Origin of the sequence: Prevotella sp. HMSC073D09 (assembly GCF_001814145.1) — a bacterium.
Classification (GTDB): domain Bacteria; phylum Bacteroidota; class Bacteroidia; order Bacteroidales; family Bacteroidaceae; genus Prevotella; species Prevotella conceptionensis.
Genome location: NZ_KV815060.1, coordinates 19015 through 38164, shown reverse-complemented (window position 1 = coordinate 38164; position 19150 = coordinate 19015). Strand labels below are relative to the sequence as shown.

Below are 19150 nucleotides of genomic sequence, written 5' to 3'. Positions count from 1 at the left end.
AAAAATACACTGCAATGGTATAAACAAAACCTTTCCAAACCATTAAAATTAAGGCTAAAAGGGGCAAAATAACCATTAAAAAGTGGGATTTTAGGGGCTAAAAGCGGGTAAATGGGCTTCAAAAATAATGAGATGACAACCAAACTAGAAAGGCTAAGTGGTGCTAAATGCACGTGGTGTTCTTAAAAATGGACAAGGAAGGAAGTTCGTAAAGTAGGAAATAATGGCTAAAAACGTGTTTTGACGTACTTTTTTTCGCTAGAATGGTTGGGCGGATGATGTGTATTTTGTAAAGTTTGTGTACGGAATTTAACTAAACTAAGCAGGTAGAAAAAGGGCGGAACGTCGGTTTTTTGATGTACGATTAGACTTTAAGCGGCCGCAATTAGTTAGGAAACATACCAAAAGCAATCGGGAAACTTCTCGCATTAAGAAGTTTCCCGATTGTATGTTCTGCGCTTTGAAAGCATTAGAAATGGAGGCTTAGGAGTTAGAAATTCACGTTACGGTCTTCTTCCGCTCCCTGCAAATCTCCCAATGCCTCGCGCACTTCGGCCCTTTCTTTAAAAGCCTCGGCGTGGAAAGGATTGGCCTCAATCACTTTATCATAGTATTCTTGTGCGGCCGCATTGTAGCCTTTGGCCTTCTCAACACGCGCTTTCAGCAGCAACGCGTCTTCGTTGCCAGGCACATGTTCAACCAAGAAGTTGGCATCTTCTTCCGCCTCCTCCAAGCTTTCCATGGCCAATAGGGTTTCGCCGCGCAGCAGGTAAGCGTCTAAATAGTCGGGGGTGGTAAGTATAGCTTTGGTTAGCATGGCCACGGCATTCACGTTATCGCCTTGCCCGATGCAGGCTTGCGCATATAGATAATGCACCGTAGGACTGGCTTTATCTATGAGTAAGGCCTTTTCGCAGGCATCGGCCATTGCGCCATAGTCGTCCATACGATAGGCAACATCTGCCATACGCACGTAAATCTTTGGGTTATCGGGCTGAGCCTCGGCCAACTTTTGCAGTTGTTCGTAGGCTTTCAGCGGTTCGTTGGTCATCAAGAAAGCTTGCGAAAGATAGTCGCGTGTTTCCAAATCGTCTTTATAACTTAATGCTTTGGTAAAGCAATTGATGGCGTGATCGGCCTGTCCAAGGTGCAATGCCTTTACTCCATCAAATTTAAGGATGTCGAAATTTTTGGTTTCTTCGTCTTTCTTTCTTTCTTCAGGGTCTTCGGTTTTTCCACCGAACAAGGCTTTTAGAATGTTCATGGCTTTGTTTGCGTTTAGTATTTAGTGTTGTTATATGATGTTTTAGGTGGGGCAGGTGGGGCGAATACCGTGGCATTCGCCCCCTTCCTCCACTTAACTTAATAGTTTTTCAATTCATCGTAAACAGACGGTGTAAGCACGTCGGTGCGGTCCCATTGTGGCCACCGTCCGTTAACCGAACCATACTCTTTGCCCACATCCTTATAGCGTTGAAAGCTGAATCGGGCGTTGATATAGCCGTCGTCGCCGTCTTGTGCAAGAACGTAGCAATACATGTATTGCAGGTAGCCTATAACCTTTCCGCCGTCTTTCACGGCTTTGCTCACCCATCCCTCTTGGGGAATAGTAACGCTGAGAACGTTTGTGCGCGGATACTTCTTGGTAAACGCCTTTTGGCAAGTGTTCTTAAACTTATCTGCATCTTTGCCGTTGTAGATGTTTAGCGAGTAAATGGGCATGTAGTAGGTGCCGTCTATCTTCACTTCATCGCCGTCTCTGCTCTTGTCGTTAATGCCAATAGCCTTCTCCACCCGCTTTCCAGCGCGCTGCATGGACGATTTGGCCTTCTTTACAATAGTAGAAACCTTATCGGCTAGGCTCTCGTCTTGATTGCCCCTGTTGCTTTGCGCCCACGTTGGCGATGCTGACAAGAACACTGCCACGAGCGCACAAATTACTGTTTTCTTCATCTTTATTCCTCTTTTAGTTAGTGCAAAAATAAGGCAAATAGGCTATTTTGCAAAACAAATAGTGGTAAATAATATAAAAACAGGCCGTAAGTGGGGTGATATTGGTTAAGAACACACCTTGCATAAAGGCGTGTTTGAAACCATTATTAAGGCATGTTCTATAAATTTCCCGCAAAGGTTCAATTGTTGTTCCTTGTATTGCTCTTCACTGTCTTTTTGCTTTTATCTGGCATCTTTCGCTTTCTCTTTCAGAAAGCATAGTACCCTATGCTCCTTCAAGAAATAAGCAAAACCTACTCAGCTAAAAGCTAAAAATACAGCAAAGGTAATTTTTAGAACCTGCCTTAAAAAACGTTTAATGTTTTGTTTTTCGACGTTTATCGCTTATCTTTGTTGCATGATGAAGAAACATTTGCTTGTAACGATAATATGTTGTGCTGTTGCTGGTACGGCTTTCGCTCAAAAAGAGCGGAAACAAAATGTTCAGCGTACGGCCGAAAATGCTGTTGTAGAGCAACCAAAGTTGTGTGACAGCATCGTTGTAGACACGCTGCATAAGCTGGTAACGCCCGTTGTGGCCGTAGAACCAACCATCGATACGGCGATGGCTTTGCCGTCTTTAACGCTCAACGGACAAATAGAGCCGCTGGGTTATCGCCCTTGGTTTTGGGCTGGATGGCAGCGATGGGACTTGCATCCGGGGCTAAACCTAAGCCTTGGTGCGTCTGTATTCGCGCAGTTTGGCAAGCATGCGCGTCACGGGGCAGGCTTTATGCAAAACATTTCGGCCATGTATGCACAGCCGTTGGGTAAAAAGTTCACGGTGGCCGCTGGCGGTTATCTTAACAATGTGTTTTGGGGACGCGACAATTATCGCAATGCTGGCTTGCAAGCCATTGTGGGTTATTGTTTCAACGAGCATTGGGAGGCCTACCTATATGGACAGAAAAGTTTGGTTAGCAATAGGCTTATGCCCTATCCGTTGTACGATATGCAAGCCTTGGGCGATAGGGTTGGTGCAGCCGTTAAGTATAACTTCAATCCTTCTTTCAGCGTGCAGGTGTCTGTTGAAAAGGTTTGGGGACCGAATATGCCACGCGGATATTACGACACATTTAACGATACAGGGCGTTAAAGGCCGGCTTTTGAAAAGTCTATGTAACGTTTCTGCTTGCTTAGGTAGGTTTGAGAAACATGCTAAACGCATGAACAACATCAAAAAGGGGATGAGGGCAGCGCGCCTTTCATCCCCTCTTTATTTTACCCGTTGCCGTTCGTTCTATTTCTTTCACGGGGAAATAGGCTTTGGGTTGCCAGTATTTGGGCAGCACTTTTTGGCAGATTTGTTTTACCATAGCCGTTTCGCTTTCTGCGTTTTCGGCCGAAAGGGGTACGAATTGCAGGCCTACCACCTCGCCAAACTTTTGGTCGTGGCACTTCACGATGCGGTAGGGCACGGACAAATGCGGCTGAAGTGCGCGCTCAACTTCTTCTATTTGTATTTTAATGCCACCGCTAACAAGCACGTTGTCTAGTCTGCCCAGTATGCGGAAAGCTTGCTTGGGTTCATCGTTATGTTGCAATTCGTATGCCCGCTTAGTCTTTTTTATATACTTAATGGTGGCAATGTCGTTGGTCTCCAACAATCCTTCGCATAGGTGTGGGGCATCTATCACCAGGCAACCTTTATCGTTCAGGCTTACTTTAACCCCAGGAAGAGGCGTGTACCATTGGCTAGCTGCTGGCCCATTAAGCCGACGTAGGGCGATGTGCGATAGCGTTTCGGTCATGCCGTAGGTGCTCCATACGGCATTGGGAAAAGCACTTAGCTCTTTTGCCAAGGCCTCGTCGATGGCACTTCCACCAATAATGAGGTGCTTTATGCGCATTAATCGTTGGCGTTCGGCTGGTACTTGCAGGCTGTTGTACACTTGTAGAGGCACCATTGCTGCAAAGTCGATGTCGGTTTCAAGGTCTTTTAGGGGGTGCCCATCGGGTTCAACCACAACTAGTTGTAGGTTAGCCACGAGCGAACGCACCACCATCATCTTCCCAGCAATATAATCTAGCGGCATGCAGAGCAAGGCCGTGTTGCCTGCTTTCAGCCCCAAGTATTGGCAAGTAGCCCTTGCGCTGGCCTCCATTCGGTGCTTTTCCACCCATAGCGGTTTGGGCTTTCCGGTTGAACCACTAGTGTGAACCAGCATGCGAGGTGCCTTATCGTCGTTCCATAGGTTTAAGAATTCGGCAAGAACCATAGGCAATCTCCTTTTATTTGTAAGGGCATGTCGATGTTGTCGGTAAACAATTGCCCCGTGCCAAGCCCTTGTGGCATGGCAAATTGTGGGCCGTAAACCTCTGCTGCTAAGTGGGCGATGGCGTTTAGGCCTACATTGCTCTCCAACGCACTGGTTATCCACGACCCAATTTTGCGGTCTTCGGCCAGAGAAATCCATTCGTTTGTACCACGAATACCGCCGTGGAGCGATGGTTTCAGCACCAAATATTGTGGTGCGATGGTGTCGAGGAGCTCTTCTTTGTCGGCAAGTGTGTTGGTACCGATAAGTTCTTCGTCGAGTGCAATGGGCAAAGGCGACCGCTTACACAAGTCGGCCATCTCGTTCCACTGACCTTTGGCGATGGGTTGTTCGATGGAATGGAGGTCGAGTGCGGCCAACTTTTCGAGTTTCGACAAAGCCTCGGCAGGCGCAAAAGCCCCATTTGCATCTACCCGAAGTTCCACTTGGCGGGGCGAAAACGTGGCGCGTATGTCTTTAAGCAATTGCAATTCGCGGTCGAAGTCTATCGCGCCAATTTTCAATTTCACACATCTGAACCCTTGATTCAGCTTTTCTTCAATGCGCATAGCCATTTCTTCGAACGTTCCCATCCACACTAAGCCGTTGATAGGGATGCCCATTTCGCCCCGTGCAAAAGGTGTTTGCGAGAGGTTTGCATGGCCATCGCGTTGCCATTGCCATAGGGCGGTTTCCAATCCAAAGTGAATGGAAGGGAAGGGGCTTAGTTCATCGTGGTTGATTACGCCCGTTTCGCAGAACCGTCGGCATGCTTGGCGCAGGCATTGCTCGTAGTTTGGCAGGTCGTCGCAGCTGAGATTGGGCAGTGGGGCGCACTCTCCCACGCCCACAACGCCAGGCTTTTGCGGCGAAGAGAGCTTAACGAGCCACGTCTTTCGGGTGCGATACACCCCGCGCGACGTGCCTGCCGGCTGCTTGAAATGCAAGGTATGTGGGGCTATGTCGATGTGGAACATCATCCGAAGGCTATGGAAGTTTGGGGTATTTCTTAAAGTCGGGTTTCCGTTTTTCAAGGAAAGCCTTTCCGCCTTCTTGGGCCTCGTCTAGGAAATAGTAAAGCATGGTGGCGTCGCCTGCTAGTTCCTGAATGCCAGCCTGTCCGTCTAGTTCGGCGTTAAGGCCTGCTTTAATCATGCGCAACGCAAGCGGACTGTGTTGCATCATCGTTTCGGCCCAGGCCACGCATTCGTCTTCCAGCTTGTCTTGTGGCACAACCTTGTTAACTAAGCCCATACGTTCGGCCTCTTCTGCGTTGTATTGGCGACAGAGAAACCAAATCTCGCGGGCTTTCTTTTGTCCGACAATGCGCGCCAAATAAGATGCGCCGAAGCCCGCATCAAATGAGCCTACCTTCGGACCAGTTTGTCCGAAGATGGCGTTTTCGCTGGCAATGGATAGGTCGCAAACGAGATGCAGAACGTGGCCACCACCAATGGCATAGCCGTTAACCATTGCCACCACGGGCTTTGGTAGTCGCCTAATTTGCATTTGCACGTCAAGCACGTTCAGTCTAGGCACACCGTCTTCGCCCACATAGCCGCCACGACCCTTCACGTTCATGTCGCCACCAGCGCAAAAAGCCATGTCGCCTGCGCCAGTGAGCAGCACCACACCGATGTCTTGGGCCTCGCGACAGTAGGCGAAGGCCTGACTCATCTCCCACGTAGTGCGCGGAGTGAAGGCGTTTCGGTAGCGCGGGCGGTTGATTGTTATCTTGGCAATGCCCTGATACTCCTCGAATAATATTTCTTTGAAGTCGAAAACTTCAATGGGTTTCCATTCTCTTTTCATACAATGATATTTGTTTTTGGGTAAGGGATGTTTCTATTGGCAAGGCGTTGTTGCACATTTGGCTGTTGTAACGCCCTATTATGTTAAGTTCACTTCCAATACGATGGGGCGTTCTCCGTCGTAGTTAATAAGCTCGGCGATGCCTTTTTGCAACGCTTCAACGTTGTCGACAAGTAGATGTTTCGCACCGTTTTGACGGCAGATGCCTTGCGCCGAAGTGTTGTGCTCGGCCGAAACAAAGGTGGCTTGTATGTCGTCGGCAGGCATTCCTTTAACGTGCTGGAATATCTTTCCACCGCCATTGTTCAGCAACATTATGCGTAGATTGCCGCGCAGACGGGTGTTCCACAGGGCGTTTTGGTCGTAAAAGAAACTCAAATCACCAATCACGCAATACATATTAGCTTGTGTAGACAAGGACATTCCTGCCGCAGTAGACAGCGAACCCTCGATTCCGTTTACGCCACGGTTGCACCAAACATGGTGTTGAGCATGCTTATTGGCCAAGCGAACGCTGAGGCTGTTGGCATAATGCACCTCAAACGGCTGGTTGGCTTGTTGTAATAGTTGTTCGAAACACTGCACGGCGTAGCCTTCGGAAAAGGTGTGAGCCGCTTGATTAAGCTGTTCGCGATAGGTGTTGTGGGCCGTTTGCCATAGTTGGCGAAAGGCTTTGGTGCGCTCTTCGTGTTGTTTGGTGTCTGTTTGTTGCATCATCTGCACCATCAACGACAGCACTTCGTTGGGTTTTCCCTCAACAATAGCCGTGAGATTCATAAAGGTATCCACCACTTCTCCGCCCTCGTTAACCAGCCATTGGGGCGCGTTGTGCATCTGTCGCAATAGCGATTTGAGGTTTTTCCCTATGAGATGTCCGCCCATATACAATACGAAATCGGGCGTATAGGGTGCTGTTTCTGCGCAGGCGGCTAACAATTCGTCGGCATTTTGCAGTCCACCGAGATGGCTCAACACTTCTGAAACCACTACGGCTTGCCCCTCTAAGGCCTTGACAAGCGATGCGTTGACAGAGCCAGGAGGCATTTGTCCCAACACAATCATGGGCTTTTCGGCTTTGCGGAAGTCGGCCATTAGGTTGTTAAGTGCTGTTGCTGCAAGATTGCTGGGCGTGCAACGGCTTATCGTTCGCTCGCTGGGTAGGGTCGTAACATCGTATTTAAAGAGCGGTTCGGATAAGGGGACGTTGATATGAACAGGGCCCACGCCATGATGATTGGTGGCCAAAAGAGCCTCGTTAGCCAAGCGGTTGCAGTGCCAACGTTGGGTTTCGTCTGTGGGTTCGTTTAGGGTTACGGCCTTCTTCACAAAGTCGGCAAGGGCGTTTTGCTGGCGAATGGTCTGCCCGTCTTGTTGGTCTATCCAGGCCAAAGGGCGGTCGGCAGAGATAACTATCAAGGGAACATGCTGGTAATAGGCCTCGGCCACGGCTGGCAGAACATTGAGCAAGGCCGACCCCGATGTAACGCAGACGGCCACAGCATCGCCATCGAGCAAGGCCATACCCAAGGCATAGAAACCTGCCGAGCGTTCGTCGGTTACGGGATAGCAGCTAATGGCACCCGACTTTACCAGGTTGTGCACGATGGGCGCATTGCGCGAACCAGGGCAAACCACGGCTCGCCTTACGCCATGAGCCACGAGTAAGGAGGTAAGGATGTTGATGTTTTCTTTATTCGAATACATGTTTGCTGTTTGGTTTCATGTTTGGGCTTGTAAGTTTATCAGTTCATGTGTTTGCAAATTCATGCGTTAGGCGGTTGGCTTTTGTTCATAAGCGTTTATACTTATAAGCTATTTGCTGCCGAAAACTCAGATGGTTTAAGCCTGTGTGGTTTACATTAAAACTCATAAGCATATTAGCTCATAAGCTTAAGGCATGTTCTAAAAATTCCCCGCAAAGGTTCAATCGTTGTTCCTTGTATTGCTCTTCACTGTCTTTTTGCTTTTATCCTGGGATCTTTCGCTTACTCTTTCAGTTGCATAGTTCACTGTGCTCCTTCAAGAAGTAAGCAAAACCTGCTCAGCTAAAAGCTAAAAATACAGCAAAGGTAATTATTAGAACCTGCCTTAAAAGCTACAATTATGGCTGCATTAGCCCCAGCATCGTTTCCATTTTCGCCCTCGTCTCTTCCCATTCTTGTTCTTCGGTGCTGTCTTTAAGCAGTCCGCCACCTGCATAAAGGCACGCTTTGTTGGGCCACAGCTGCATGCAACGAAGTGAAACATATAGCTTTGTGTCGCCATTAGCCGTCACCGGACCGCAAAAACCGCTGTAATATAGACGGCGATGGGGTTCGTTGTCACTGATAAAACGCCATGCCTCGGCTTTGGGTAAGCCGCAGATAGCAGGTGTGGGATGCAGCATTTGCACGAGGTCGCCTAGTCCGTAGGCAGGTTTTAGGGTAAAGGCGAAGTCGCTTCTAAGGTGAACCAAGCCCCCTGCCCTTTGGGTATAAGGCGGTGTTTCTTCGATATTGTCGGCCAAATGTGCAAGACATTGGGTGATGTAACGCGCCACCAGTCGCTGTTCTTCCTTGTTCTTCGCACTCCATTCTAGGGGTGGGATGGGGCTGTTCCACGTTTGGTCGGGCCATTTCTGTTGCTCGGCAGTAAGCCGCATTGTGCCTGCAAGAGCCATGGTATGCCAACGGTGCATGTCGTTTCGCACCAGAACTTCGGGCGTAGCCATAAGCCAAGTGCCTGCACGGCGTGTGTTAACCAACGCGATAAACAAACGCGGATAGCGTTGGCAGGCTCTCCAAAACAATTCTTCGGCATTGGGAGCATGTTTAAGCGTAACCTCTTCTGTTCTGCTTAGTACGATTTTGGTAAACTGCCCTTGTACAAGCTGTTGGTGAAAGCGATGGAAACTTTCTTGGTACGATTGGCTCACCTGCTGTTGGCTGTTGCTGACTGTTGTTGTTTCAACGGCAGTGGCATTACGTGCAAGTGTCGACACATGCGTTTCAACATCAAGTTGTTCCACCTTGTCGGGGGCGATGACGAGCAATGGACAATCGTCTTCAATGGCGAAAGGAGCGAAGACAAAGCCCTCAACGTGGTTCAAGGCTGCATAGTTTGGCAGACTTCGCGCCTCTCCATGTAGCTGAACATAATGTGTGGCATGCGTGGCATGCGGTTCGCGAAACAGCGCAAAGTCAGTCATCTTTGCGGCCTTTGATCACATAGTTGGTTACTTGTACCGAGCAAACCAGTTCGCCTGCTGTGTTTCTGATTTCTACCAGCCATTGGTGTAGCGTTCGTCCCTTGTGCAAGATGTGTGCCGTTGCGGTTACGGTATCGCCTTCTTCAACGGCGATGAGGTGGCTCCCGCTAACGTTGATGCCCACGCTTATCTTGCCCGGACACAGTGCTAGCGAACCAACGCCCGCTAGATTTTCGGCCAAGGCTAGCGATGCACCGCCGCTAAGGAAACCGAAAGGTTGCCTGTTGCGCTCGTCTACCTTCATTCGCGCCATGCATGTGTCGGGTTCGGGGGTGGACATAAATTCCATACCCAATGCCGTAGATAGGTTGGGCAACTTGTTTATCCTGTCTTTAATGTGCTCGATGTTCATGATGCTTGCTTTTTTTGTTAGTGCAAACTTACACAAAAATGCTGTAAAAATGGCATGAAAAGCAGATTATTAGTAGTTGAGTTTATTGGTTGTTGAGTTTATAAACTCAATAACTCACAACCTACTAACCCTCATAAACTCCATTTAATTGTATCGCGAGCCTTGTGCGAACGGTTTTTTATTCGTATCTTCGTTTGCTAAAAACAAGGAGATACAATGACAGAACAATTAAATATAGCAGTGGTTGGCGGTGGCGCGGCTGGCTTTTTCGCAGCCATTGCAGCCAAACAAACGAACCCAAAGGCGCGAGTTACTATCTTTGAACGAGGACAAAAGGTGCTGGCCAAGGTGCTTGTAACGGGTGGCGGTCGCTGCAACCTTACCAATTCGTTTGCAAGGATAGGCGACTTGAAACAGGCTTATCCGCGTGGCGACAAGATGATGAAACGGCTTTTTAACGTGTTCGACCACGATGACACATGGCGATGGTTTGAAGAGCGCGGCGTGAAGTTGCTTACGCAGGAAGACGAATGCGTGTTTCCCGTGTCGCAATCGGCACAGAGTGTGGTAGACGCCTTAACAAGAGAGGCCCATAAATTGGAAGTGGAAGTGCGTACAGGACATGCCTTAGAGGGACTGAAACCTTTGCCCAATGGCGACTTGCAGTTGGAGTTTAAGGCGCAAAAGCCGCTTACATTCAATCGGGTGGCTATCACAACGGGCGGTTCTCCGCGTGCCGAAGGCTTGCAATATTTGGCTCGTTTGGGGCATGATATTATGCTGCCAGTGCCTTCGCTCTTTACGTTTAACATTGCGGATGCTGCTTTTAAGGCCTTGATGGGTACGGTGGTAGAGGATGTTACGGTGTCTATTGTAGGCACAAAGCATAAGGCATCGGGTCCATTGCTTGTTACGCATTGGGGTGCAAGTGGTCCTGCTATACTCAAACTTTCGTCGTATGGTGCGCGTTTTGTTCATGATTGTGGCTATCGTTTCTCTATTGCAGTGAACTGGATTGGGCTAACCAACGGCGCATTGGTGGCCGAACATCTGCAAGGTATTGTGGAAAACAACAGGCGAAAGCAGTTGTCGAGCGTGCATCCTTTTGGTTTGCCCTCGCGCATGTGGCTGTATATATTAGACAAGACAGGACTTGGAGCAGAGAAACGATGGGAAGAATTGGGGAAGAAGGGCTTGAACAAGCTGGTTGAAACGTTGACTAACGACTTGTACGCTGTTACCGGTAAGGGGGCGTTTCGCGAGGAATTTGTTACTTGCGGCGGTGTTTCGCTCACGAATGTTAACCTCAATACGATGGAAAGTAAGGTGTGTAAAAACCTTTTTTTCGCAGGCGAAGTGCTGGATGTGGATGCCATTACTGGCGGATTTAACTTGCAAGCGGCTTGGACTACGGGCTATGTGGCGGGTAAGTCGATGGGGGTATGAGTTGATGGGTTAACTAAGTGGACGAGTTGACAAGTAGACGAGTAGGCAAGTTGGCGAGTAGGTAAGTAGACGAGTTGACAAGTAGACGAGTTGAAGGGTGGACAAGTTAACAAGTTGACGAATTAACAAGTTGATGAGTTGACTTGTTAATTCGAAACCGTCTTGACTTTTAGTGTTTCTTAGAATAAATAGTGAGGAGTGCAGGACAAGTCAACTCACCGCCTTACCAGACCCATCAACTCATCAGTTCATCAACTCGCCAATTCATCAGCTCACCAACACGTCACCCCCTCAACTCACAAACTCATCAACTAACAAGCTCACGAACTCACGAATTCACGAACTCACAAGCTTAAATTATTATCTTTTATTTTACAATATCGCTTTAATTTTCAATCCGTTCTAGCGAAAAAATAGGCTGAAAAGTAGGTAAAAAGCTACTATTCCTAGCCTTTCGCACCTTTTGTTTTGTCTATTTTCAAGAAAAGTACCTGCATTTTGCACCATTTTACCTTTCTAGTTTGGTTGCCAACTCGTATTTTTTCAACCCCAATCACCCACTTTTAGCCCCTAAAAAACCACTTTTTAACGACCATTTCACCCTTTTCAGCCATGTTTTTCATGGTTCGAAGAGGTTTTGTTTATACAAATGCAGTGGATATTTATGCTTTTTGCCTCGCATTTAGTAGCATTTTGCACTGCGTTTAGCACCAAAATGCGTTGCGTTTAGCACCAAAATGCGTTGCGTTTAGCACCAAAATGCACTGCATTTAGCACCGAAACGCACTGCATTTAGCACCAAAACGCACTGCGTTTAGTACCAAAACGCACTGCATTTTGCTGAAAATCACCCAAAAACTGGTGCAAATGGGGATTCTTTGTAATAAATATACGTCTTGCCGTATTCGCATGCTAACCCCTTTTGGCATCGAAACAAACCTTCGCGAGATCGATTTTTTGCGGCAAGGTGGGCGATTGGTGGAAGAAAAGGGCACTTTTAATGTTAAAATTTATACTGAAAACTGTACAAAAATGATTGTGACCCATACACGCGCTTGGGCAATGGCACGGAAAACACCTACGCTTACAACCGCCAATGCGTGCGGTTGCAGGGCATGCAGCTCACGGCCAACCACCCTGTCTGTTCATTAACCAGCCTACTTACAAAAAACGGGATGCATCCCAAAGGTGCATCCCGCTTGCAAAAATAGTTGTTGCGTACGTGTTTAGTAAGCGAAGAGAGGATAGTCTTTCATCTTTTCGTTTACGCGTTTGCGCACGTTGGCGATAGTCATTTCGTCGGTTGGGTTGTTCAGAACCTCTTCAATCAGTTCGGCAATAAAGCCCATGAGTTCTTCTTTGGCTCCACGAGTAGTGATGGCTGCTGTACCCAAGCGGATGCCGCTTGTTTGGAAAGCACTGCGCGTATCGAAAGGAACCATGTTCTTATTAACGGTAATGTCCGCAGCAACAAGAGCGTTTTCGGCAACTTTACCCGTTAGTTCGGGATACTTGTCGCGCAGGTCTACCAGCATGGAGTGGTTGTCTGTTCCACCGCTAACGATGGTGAAACCACGTTTAATAAGCTCTTCGGCCAACACTTTCGCATTTTTCTTAACTTGCAATGCCCACTCCTTAAACTCGGGTTGAAGTGCCTCTTCGAAGGCAACGGCCTTAGCTGCAATGACGTGTTCAAGCGGTCCGCCTTGAATTCCAGGGAACACGGCCGAGTTGAGCAGTTGGCTCATCATCTTTACTTCGCCCTTCGGCGTTTTCTTTCCCCACGGATTTTCGAAGTCTTTGCCCATAAGGATGATACCTCCACGCGGGCCGCGAAGTGTTTTGTGTGTGGTAGAAGTAACGATGTGTGCGTATTTCAATGGGTTCTCCAGCAAACCAGCAGCAATCAGTCCTGCGGGGTGAGCCATGTCAACCATGAAGATGGCACCCACCTTGTCGGCGATGTCGCGCATGCGCTTGTAGTCCCATTCGCGGCTGTAAGCCGAGCCACCACCGATGATAAGCTTTGGCTTATGTTCCAGTGCCAGGCGTTCCATTTCGTCGTAATCTACGCGCCCAGTTTCCTTGTTGAGGTTATATCCCACGGGGTTGTACAGAATGCCCGACGTGTTTACAAGGCTACCGTGGCTAAGGTGTCCGCCGTGTGCAAGGTTCAAACCCATGAAAGTGTCGCCAGGGTTGAGGCAAGTAAGCAGCACAGCCTCATTAGCCTGTGCGCCAGAGTGGGGTTGTACGTTGGCAAACTCGGCTCCGAACAGCTTTTTAATTCGCTCGATGGCCAGGTTTTCCACCTTGTCAACCACCTCGCATCCGCCGTAATAGCGTTTTCCTGGTAGGCCTTCGGCATACTTGTTGGTTAGATACGAACCCATAGCTTGCATCACCTGTTCGCTAACGAAGTTCTCAGAGGCAATTAGTTCGATGCCTTTGAGTTGGCGTTGATGCTCATCTTCAATGAGTTTGAAAATTTCTAGGTCTCTTTTCATAGTTGAAATTGTTTGTGTTAGTTATTGATTAGGGCGTGGTTTCTATGCACCACGCCGATGATAAATGTCGTTTATTCTGGTTGTTGGCACGTGTGTGCAGGCGTATATGGCATGCGCATTACACCAGTTGTGCCTTGTCTATGGCCTGCTCCATGTCGCAGTAATGGCATTTCAGCGTTCGGCTAACCTTGTCTACCACGTGGAAAACCGTTTGCATGGGCTCGTTGTTGGTGATACATTTGGGATTGTTACAACGCACGATGCCTTTGAGTTCGGCAGGCGTTTCCACCTTCTTCTTCTCTATAACCTCGTAGTCTTTGATGATGTTGAGCACCACGTTGGGCGCTACCACCGAGAGGCGCGAAATCTCTTCGTCGGTGAAATACCTGTCTGTAACCTTGATGATGCCTTTCTTTCCCATCATCTTCGAGGCATAGTTGTTGCCGATGGTTATGGGTTCGTTAAGCGTTTGCAGTTCGAGCAAGTTTACAACCTGAAAGGTTTTGTCGGCAGGAATGTGGTCGATAACGGTTCCGTTTTTGATGGCGGCCACTAGCCGTTCTTTCTTATTTGCACTCATTTGATGATGGTTTTATCGTTTCTCACATCTTCTAGCGTGATGCCTAGCACGTCGCAAAACAGTGCTTGGCGTGCGTAGAGCCCGTTTTGGGCCTGCTGAATGTAGTAGGCGTGCGGGTTGTCGTCTACATCGTAGGCAATTTCGTTTACTCTTGGCAGCGGATGCAGAATGCGCATGTTGTCTTTTACGTTGGCCAACATGTCGTTTCGCAATATATACACGTCTTTTACGCGTTCGTATTCCATGAGATCCGAGAACCTTTCCTTTTGCACACGCGTCATATATATAATGTCGGCATCGGCAATCACCTTGTCGTTAAAGGCCGTATGCTCTTGAAACTTGATGCCGTGGTTTTTGCAATAGAGCTTATACTCGTTGGGCATGGCCAACTCTTTGGGCGCGATGAAATGGAACGTGGGGTTGAAATGGCGCATGGCCATGATGAGCGAGTGCACCGTTCGGCCGTATTTCAGGTCGCCCACGAGGTAGATGTTGAGGTTTTCGAGCGTTCCTTGTGTCTTATATATGGAGTAAAGGTCGAGCATACACTGCGAGGGGTGCATGTGTGCGCCGTCGCCGGCGTTGATGATAGGCACTGGCGACACCTCGCTGGCATACTGCGCGGCCCCTTCTATGTAATGGCGCATCACGATGACATCGGCATAATTGGCCACCATCAGAATGGTGTCTTTGAGCGTTTCGCCCTTAGACACGCTGGTGGCCTTGGCATCCGAGAAACCAATGATGCGCGCACCGAGCCTGTTGGCTGCCGTTTCGAAACTCAGCCTGGTGCGTGTAGACGGCTCGAAGAAAAGGCTTGCGATGACTTTTCCTTTGAGCAGCTCGCGGTTGGGATGTCTCTCAAACTCTTGCGACAGGTCGATAAGGTACTGTATTTTCTCCTTCGAGAGGTCGGCAATCGTCACAAAATCACGTTGTTTCATCTGCATTGACATTATAACGTACTCTATTTGGGATGCTAAGATAAGTATAATTTTTCTTATTTGAATGTGTAATAGGGAGAAAAATTGTATTTTTGCAGTAATTTTAGAATTCAGACGTCAATGAGAAAGAGGTTCATACATATCTTATGGGGCATGTTAGTGCTTGGCATACTGTCTGCCGTATTGGCTTTCGTGGCCATTTGGTTTGGTTGGATAGGCTACATGCCGCCCATATCCGAATTGCAAAACCCCATCAACCGATTTGCCACGCAGGTGTATTCGGCTGACGGAAAGGTGATAGGCACATGGAACGAAAACCGCGAAAACCGCGTTTGCATACCCTATAGCACCCTTTCGCCGCACCTTGTTCATGCTTTGGTGGCCACGGAGGACGTTCGTTTCTACGACCATTCGGGCATCGACTTCATCGCCCTTGGGCGCGCCTTTGTGAAACGTGGACTGATGGGACACGCCAGTGCAGGCGGTGGAAGTACCATCACGCAACAGCTGGCCAAGCAACTTTATTCGGAGAAGGCGCACTCAACAATCGAACGTGTGCTGCAAAAGCCCATCGAATGGGTTATTGCCGTGAAACTGGAACGCCATTACACCAAAGAAGAGATTATCGCCCTTTACCTTAATTACTTCGACTTCTTGCACAATGCCGTGGGAATAAAGACCGCGGCCAACACCTATTTTAATAAGGAACCCAAAGACTTGACCATAACCGAGGCGGCCACGCTTATCGGATTGTGTAAGAACCCGTCGTACTTCAACCCCGTGCGCTACCCCGAAAGGAGCACGGAGCGGCGAAACGTTGTGTTGGCACAAATGGTAAAGGCTGGCTACCTGTCGGATGCGGAGTACAGACAATATGCCGAAGAGCCCATTGCACTAAACTTCCACCGTACCGACCACAAAGACGGAACGGCCACTTACTTCCGCGAGTTCCTTCGCCAATATCTCATGGCCAAGCGTCCCGACAAGAGCAACTACCCCGAATGGAACAAGTCGCAGTATGTTTACGACTCCATTGCATGGGCCAACGACCCCCTTTACGGATGGTGTAACAAGAACTTGAAGAAGAACGGCGAGCCCTACAACATCTATACTGATGGCTTGAAAGTGTTTACTTCTATCGACAGTAGGATGCAGCAATACGCCGAAGATGCCGTGTACAAGCATCTAGCCCGTTTCTTGCAGCCTGCTTTCTCTAAGGAAAACAGAACCAAACCCAACGCGCCCTTCACCAACAAGCTTACCGCTGAACAAGTGCGTTCAATTCTGAACCGTTCGATTACGCAAAGCGAACGCTATCGCAACATGAAGTCGGCAGGTTATTCGGAAGAAGAGATACGCAAGGCTTTCAGAACACCCACCGACATGGCCGTGTTTACTTATCATGGCGACATAGACACGGTGATGACGCCCTTAGACAGCATCCGATATTATAAGTCGTTCTTGCGAGCTGGCTTTGTAAGCATGGATCCCAAGAACGGAATGGTGAAGGCTTATGTGGGCGGATTGGATTTTACGCACTTCCAATACGACATGGCTACCGAGGGACGCCGACAAGTAGGCTCTACGATTAAGCCTTTCCTCTATTCGTTGGCCATGGAAAATGGTTTCTCGCCTTGCGACCAGGCACCCAACGTGCAGCGTACATACATTGTGGCAGGACAAAGTTGGACGCCACGGAACGGTAGCCGTAGTAGATATGGCCAAATGGTAACCTTGAAATGGGGCTTGGCGCAATCCAACAACTGGATTTCGGCCTACCTTATGAGTAAGCTTAACCCGCAACAGTTTGTGGGATTGCTACGCAGTTATGGCCTAAACAACCCCGACATACACCCATCAATGGCTTTGGCACTAGGTCCTTGCGAGTCGAGCGTGTGCGAAATGGTAAGTGCTTACACCGCATTTGCCAACCGCGGAATTAGGTGTGCGCCCTTGTTCGTTACCAAGATAGAGGACAACGAGGGGAATGTAATTGCTACATTCCAGCCCCGTATGAACGAAGTGATAAGCGAAACCAGTGCCAATAAGATGCTCGTGGAGCTGCAAGCCGTGGTGAACGAAGGTACGGCGCGTAGACTACGCTTTAAATATAACCTCAAAGGCGAGATTGGCGGTAAGACTGGAACGACCAACCGCAACGCAGACGCATGGTTTATGGGCTTTACGCCCGAGCTTGTGAGCGGCTGTTGGGTGGGCGGAGAAGACCGCGACATACACTTCGACTCGATGAGTATGGGCCAGGGAGCCACGATGGCATTGCCCATTTGGGCTTATTTCATGCAGAAAGTGTTTGCAGACCCCCGATTGGGCTATACGCAAAAGGCCACGTTCGACCTTCCCGAAGGGTTTGACCCATGCGCCAAAGACGATGGTGGAATGAATGAGTATGGTATTGACGAGGTGTATGAATAGACTCTCCCCATGCCTGTATCTCTGCTATGTGCGTAGACAAATGCGGGGTGAAAGTCTGCACTTGTGTGCCGAACGTGTGTTTTTTTGTACCTAACTTATCTTGATAAATAATATACAACACAATGAGAAAACTACTATTCGGGCTGTGCCTTGCTGCCATGCCCATAACGATGATGGCACAGCAAGTGTGCAAGATGTGGGTGAACATGCCCACTTCTGTGGCCGGTGCGCTTGAAAAGAGCGGAAGGCAAGAACTCCTCGACCTGAAACAAATGAAGAAAGCGGCCACAATTGCTGGTCCACTTGGCGAGAAATGTAGCATCGACACGCTTACGGCCGACTTTCTTTCGGTGCGCATGAACGAAGTGTATACGTTGCAAATGAAAATGTTGCCCACATCGTCGGGCGACTCTTTGCTTTGTTTGGTACAAACATACGCAGGGCCACAGCCAGAGAGTAGTATTTCGTTTTATTCGCCCGATTGGAAGGCTTTGTCTATGCCCCAAATGCACTTAGATGTAGATTTGCAACGCCCCGATACGATGTCGGAAGACGATTTTAACAAATTGCAAGCTTTGTTCGACCCCAAGCTGGTGTCGTTCTCGCTTTCGCCATCTAGCGCAGAACTTGTTGTAGCCCTGTCGCCAGCGGCTATCAGCGAAGAGGGAAAAGCGAATATAAAACGACTAAATTTGCAAAATAAGCTTAATTGGAACGGAAAAACGTTTAATTAATGTTATGGGAAGACTACTTTTACCATCAAACACTTGCAAGATGAAAATAATATCGTAACTTTGTAACGTGTTTTTCATGGTATTAGATTATTAAGGTTAAGAAAGATTGGTTGTCGTGAGACAATCAATTTTTTTTGTATTAGTTCGTTCCTAAGGACAGAGTCGTACATGAAAGCCACACCCCTGCTTTCTTCTTTGTTTATATGTGGTGTTAGCAGGCTCGCACACTTGATTGTTCAATAGCCTGTTGGCCGTGGGTAAATGCGGCGAAAAGAATAGCATAGACTGGCATTCCTACGATGCAACATGCTTGTTAAGACCATGTAAACGCAATGGAAAGGAAGGCATTGCCGTTTATTACAACAAGGTGTTTGAAGTGAGCCTGTTTCGGGTAAACAAGCTCCGTGCGAAGGGATATTCGCGGTGTTGAGCCACTATCCACTCGCAAACACGTGTTTTGGGCTTGGGAGAGTGTGCGAACTAACAACCATTTGGTAATATTTTCGTAAGGTTAAAAATTGGTTTTACACACTCGTTTGCCAACAAGAAGTTGGTAACTTGTCTGTACAATGTCGTTTGTAGTGGGGCTACAAGCCGTTTGTAGTCACGCTACAAGATGCTTGTAGTGCTTGTACAAGCCTTTTGTAGTGCCACTACAAGCCCACTTGTATCGCCCAGAGTGACGTCTGTTAATTGCTTTTTCTCGTTCCTTAAAAAGTACGTTTTGCCTTTCCACTTCGCCCAATGCTCCGTGTTGGCGATTTCCAATTCTCGTCATGACAACGTTCGAGCAAGTTCGGTATTTGTTCATTTGGTTTAACGAAAACGTTCTTTTTCGTTCCTCG

At 48.3% G+C, this 19150-nt stretch carries 16 protein-coding genes; 5 read left to right on the top strand and 11 right to left on the bottom strand.

The window, feature by feature from the left end; all coding sequences use genetic code 11:
* Positions 1–490 precede the first annotated feature (490 nt).
* Complete coding sequence (locus tag HMPREF2955_RS03750) at positions 491–1264, bottom strand: tetratricopeptide repeat protein (protein WP_070721148.1); 774 nt, start codon at positions 1262–1264, stop codon at positions 491–493.
* 98 nt (positions 1265–1362) lie between these two features.
* On the bottom strand, positions 1363–1953 hold the full coding sequence (locus HMPREF2955_RS03745; RefSeq protein ID WP_070721144.1) for a hypothetical protein: 591 nt from the start codon (positions 1951–1953) through the stop codon (positions 1363–1365).
* Between the two features lie 397 nt (positions 1954–2350).
* Between HMPREF2955_RS03745 and HMPREF2955_RS03740 the strand changes: the two genes are divergently transcribed.
* Positions 2351–3088: a hypothetical protein gene (locus tag HMPREF2955_RS03740; RefSeq protein ID WP_070721141.1), complete on the top strand. Its 738-nt coding sequence runs from the start codon at positions 2351–2353 to the stop codon at positions 3086–3088.
* A gap of 109 nt (positions 3089–3197) precedes the next feature.
* Here the strand turns inward: HMPREF2955_RS03740 and HMPREF2955_RS03735 are convergent, their stop codons facing one another.
* The 6 genes from HMPREF2955_RS03735 to HMPREF2955_RS03710 all read right to left on the bottom strand — a co-directional run bounded on the left by HMPREF2955_RS03735 (position 3198) and on the right by HMPREF2955_RS03710 (position 9661).
* Entirely contained in the window at positions 3198–4211 is a 1014-nt protein-coding gene (locus HMPREF2955_RS03735; protein WP_070721138.1) for an AMP-binding protein, read from the bottom strand.
* Positions 4190–5230 (bottom strand): o-succinylbenzoate synthase, encoded by a 1041-nt coding sequence (locus HMPREF2955_RS03730; RefSeq protein WP_070721137.1) that lies wholly within the window; start codon positions 5228–5230, stop codon positions 4190–4192. The genes HMPREF2955_RS03735 and HMPREF2955_RS03730 overlap by 22 nt, the downstream gene beginning before the upstream one ends.
* Positions 5231–5237: 7 nt before the next feature.
* A complete protein-coding gene (menB, locus tag HMPREF2955_RS03725; protein WP_009230050.1) occupies positions 5238–6062 on the bottom strand; it encodes a 1,4-dihydroxy-2-naphthoyl-CoA synthase in 825 nt (274 codons plus the stop codon).
* A 78-nt stretch (positions 6063–6140) separates the two neighbouring features.
* Entirely contained in the window at positions 6141–7766 is a 1626-nt protein-coding gene (menD, locus tag HMPREF2955_RS03720) for a 2-succinyl-5-enolpyruvyl-6-hydroxy-3-cyclohexene-1-carboxylic-acid synthase (RefSeq protein ID WP_070721134.1), read from the bottom strand.
* Positions 7767–8163: 397 nt separating this feature from the next.
* A complete protein-coding gene (locus HMPREF2955_RS03715) occupies positions 8164–9249 on the bottom strand; it encodes an isochorismate synthase (protein ID WP_070721131.1) in 1086 nt (361 codons plus the stop codon).
* On the bottom strand, positions 9242–9661 hold the full coding sequence (locus HMPREF2955_RS03710; RefSeq protein WP_019187123.1) for a PaaI family thioesterase: 420 nt from the start codon (positions 9659–9661) through the stop codon (positions 9242–9244). Before HMPREF2955_RS03710 ends, HMPREF2955_RS03715 begins: the two co-directional genes overlap by 8 nt.
* A gap of 216 nt (positions 9662–9877) precedes the next feature.
* Between HMPREF2955_RS03710 and HMPREF2955_RS03705 the strand changes: the two genes are divergently transcribed.
* Together HMPREF2955_RS03705 and HMPREF2955_RS03700 are read left to right on the top strand one after the other, a co-directional pair.
* Entirely contained in the window at positions 9878–11107 is a 1230-nt protein-coding gene (locus HMPREF2955_RS03705; protein WP_070721128.1) for a BaiN/RdsA family NAD(P)/FAD-dependent oxidoreductase, read from the top strand.
* An 837-nt stretch (positions 11108–11944) separates the two neighbouring features.
* Entirely contained in the window at positions 11945–12259 is a 315-nt protein-coding gene (locus tag HMPREF2955_RS03700) for a hypothetical protein (RefSeq protein ID WP_139145471.1), read from the top strand.
* A gap of 74 nt (positions 12260–12333) precedes the next feature.
* Here the strand turns inward: HMPREF2955_RS03700 and glyA are convergent, their stop codons facing one another.
* The 3 genes from glyA to pyrB form a co-directional block, all read right to left on the bottom strand.
* On the bottom strand, positions 12334–13614 hold the full coding sequence (gene glyA, locus HMPREF2955_RS03695) for a serine hydroxymethyltransferase (protein ID WP_070721123.1): 1281 nt from the start codon (positions 13612–13614) through the stop codon (positions 12334–12336).
* A 118-nt stretch (positions 13615–13732) separates the two neighbouring features.
* A complete protein-coding gene (locus HMPREF2955_RS03690; RefSeq protein WP_009230043.1) occupies positions 13733–14194 on the bottom strand; it encodes an aspartate carbamoyltransferase regulatory subunit in 462 nt (153 codons plus the stop codon).
* Positions 14191–15138 carry an aspartate carbamoyltransferase gene (gene pyrB / locus HMPREF2955_RS03685; RefSeq protein ID WP_070721225.1) on the bottom strand — a complete coding sequence of 316 codons (948 nt, stop codon included), beginning with the start codon at positions 15136–15138 and terminating at the stop codon, positions 14191–14193. The genes HMPREF2955_RS03690 and pyrB overlap by 4 nt, the downstream gene beginning before the upstream one ends.
* A gap of 120 nt (positions 15139–15258) precedes the next feature.
* On the opposite strand from pyrB, the gene HMPREF2955_RS03680 reads away from it, so the two are divergent.
* Positions 15259–17571 carry a transglycosylase domain-containing protein gene (locus tag HMPREF2955_RS03680; protein WP_070721119.1) on the top strand — a complete coding sequence of 771 codons (2313 nt, stop codon included), beginning with the start codon at positions 15259–15261 and terminating at the stop codon, positions 17569–17571.
* Positions 17572–17693: 122 nt separating this feature from the next.
* The gene (locus tag HMPREF2955_RS03675) at positions 17694–18305 is read left to right on the top strand and encodes a DUF3256 family protein (RefSeq protein ID WP_246830059.1); all 612 of its coding nucleotides are present in this window, start codon (positions 17694–17696) and stop codon (positions 18303–18305) included.
* The last annotated feature ends 845 nt before the right edge of the window (positions 18306–19150 follow it).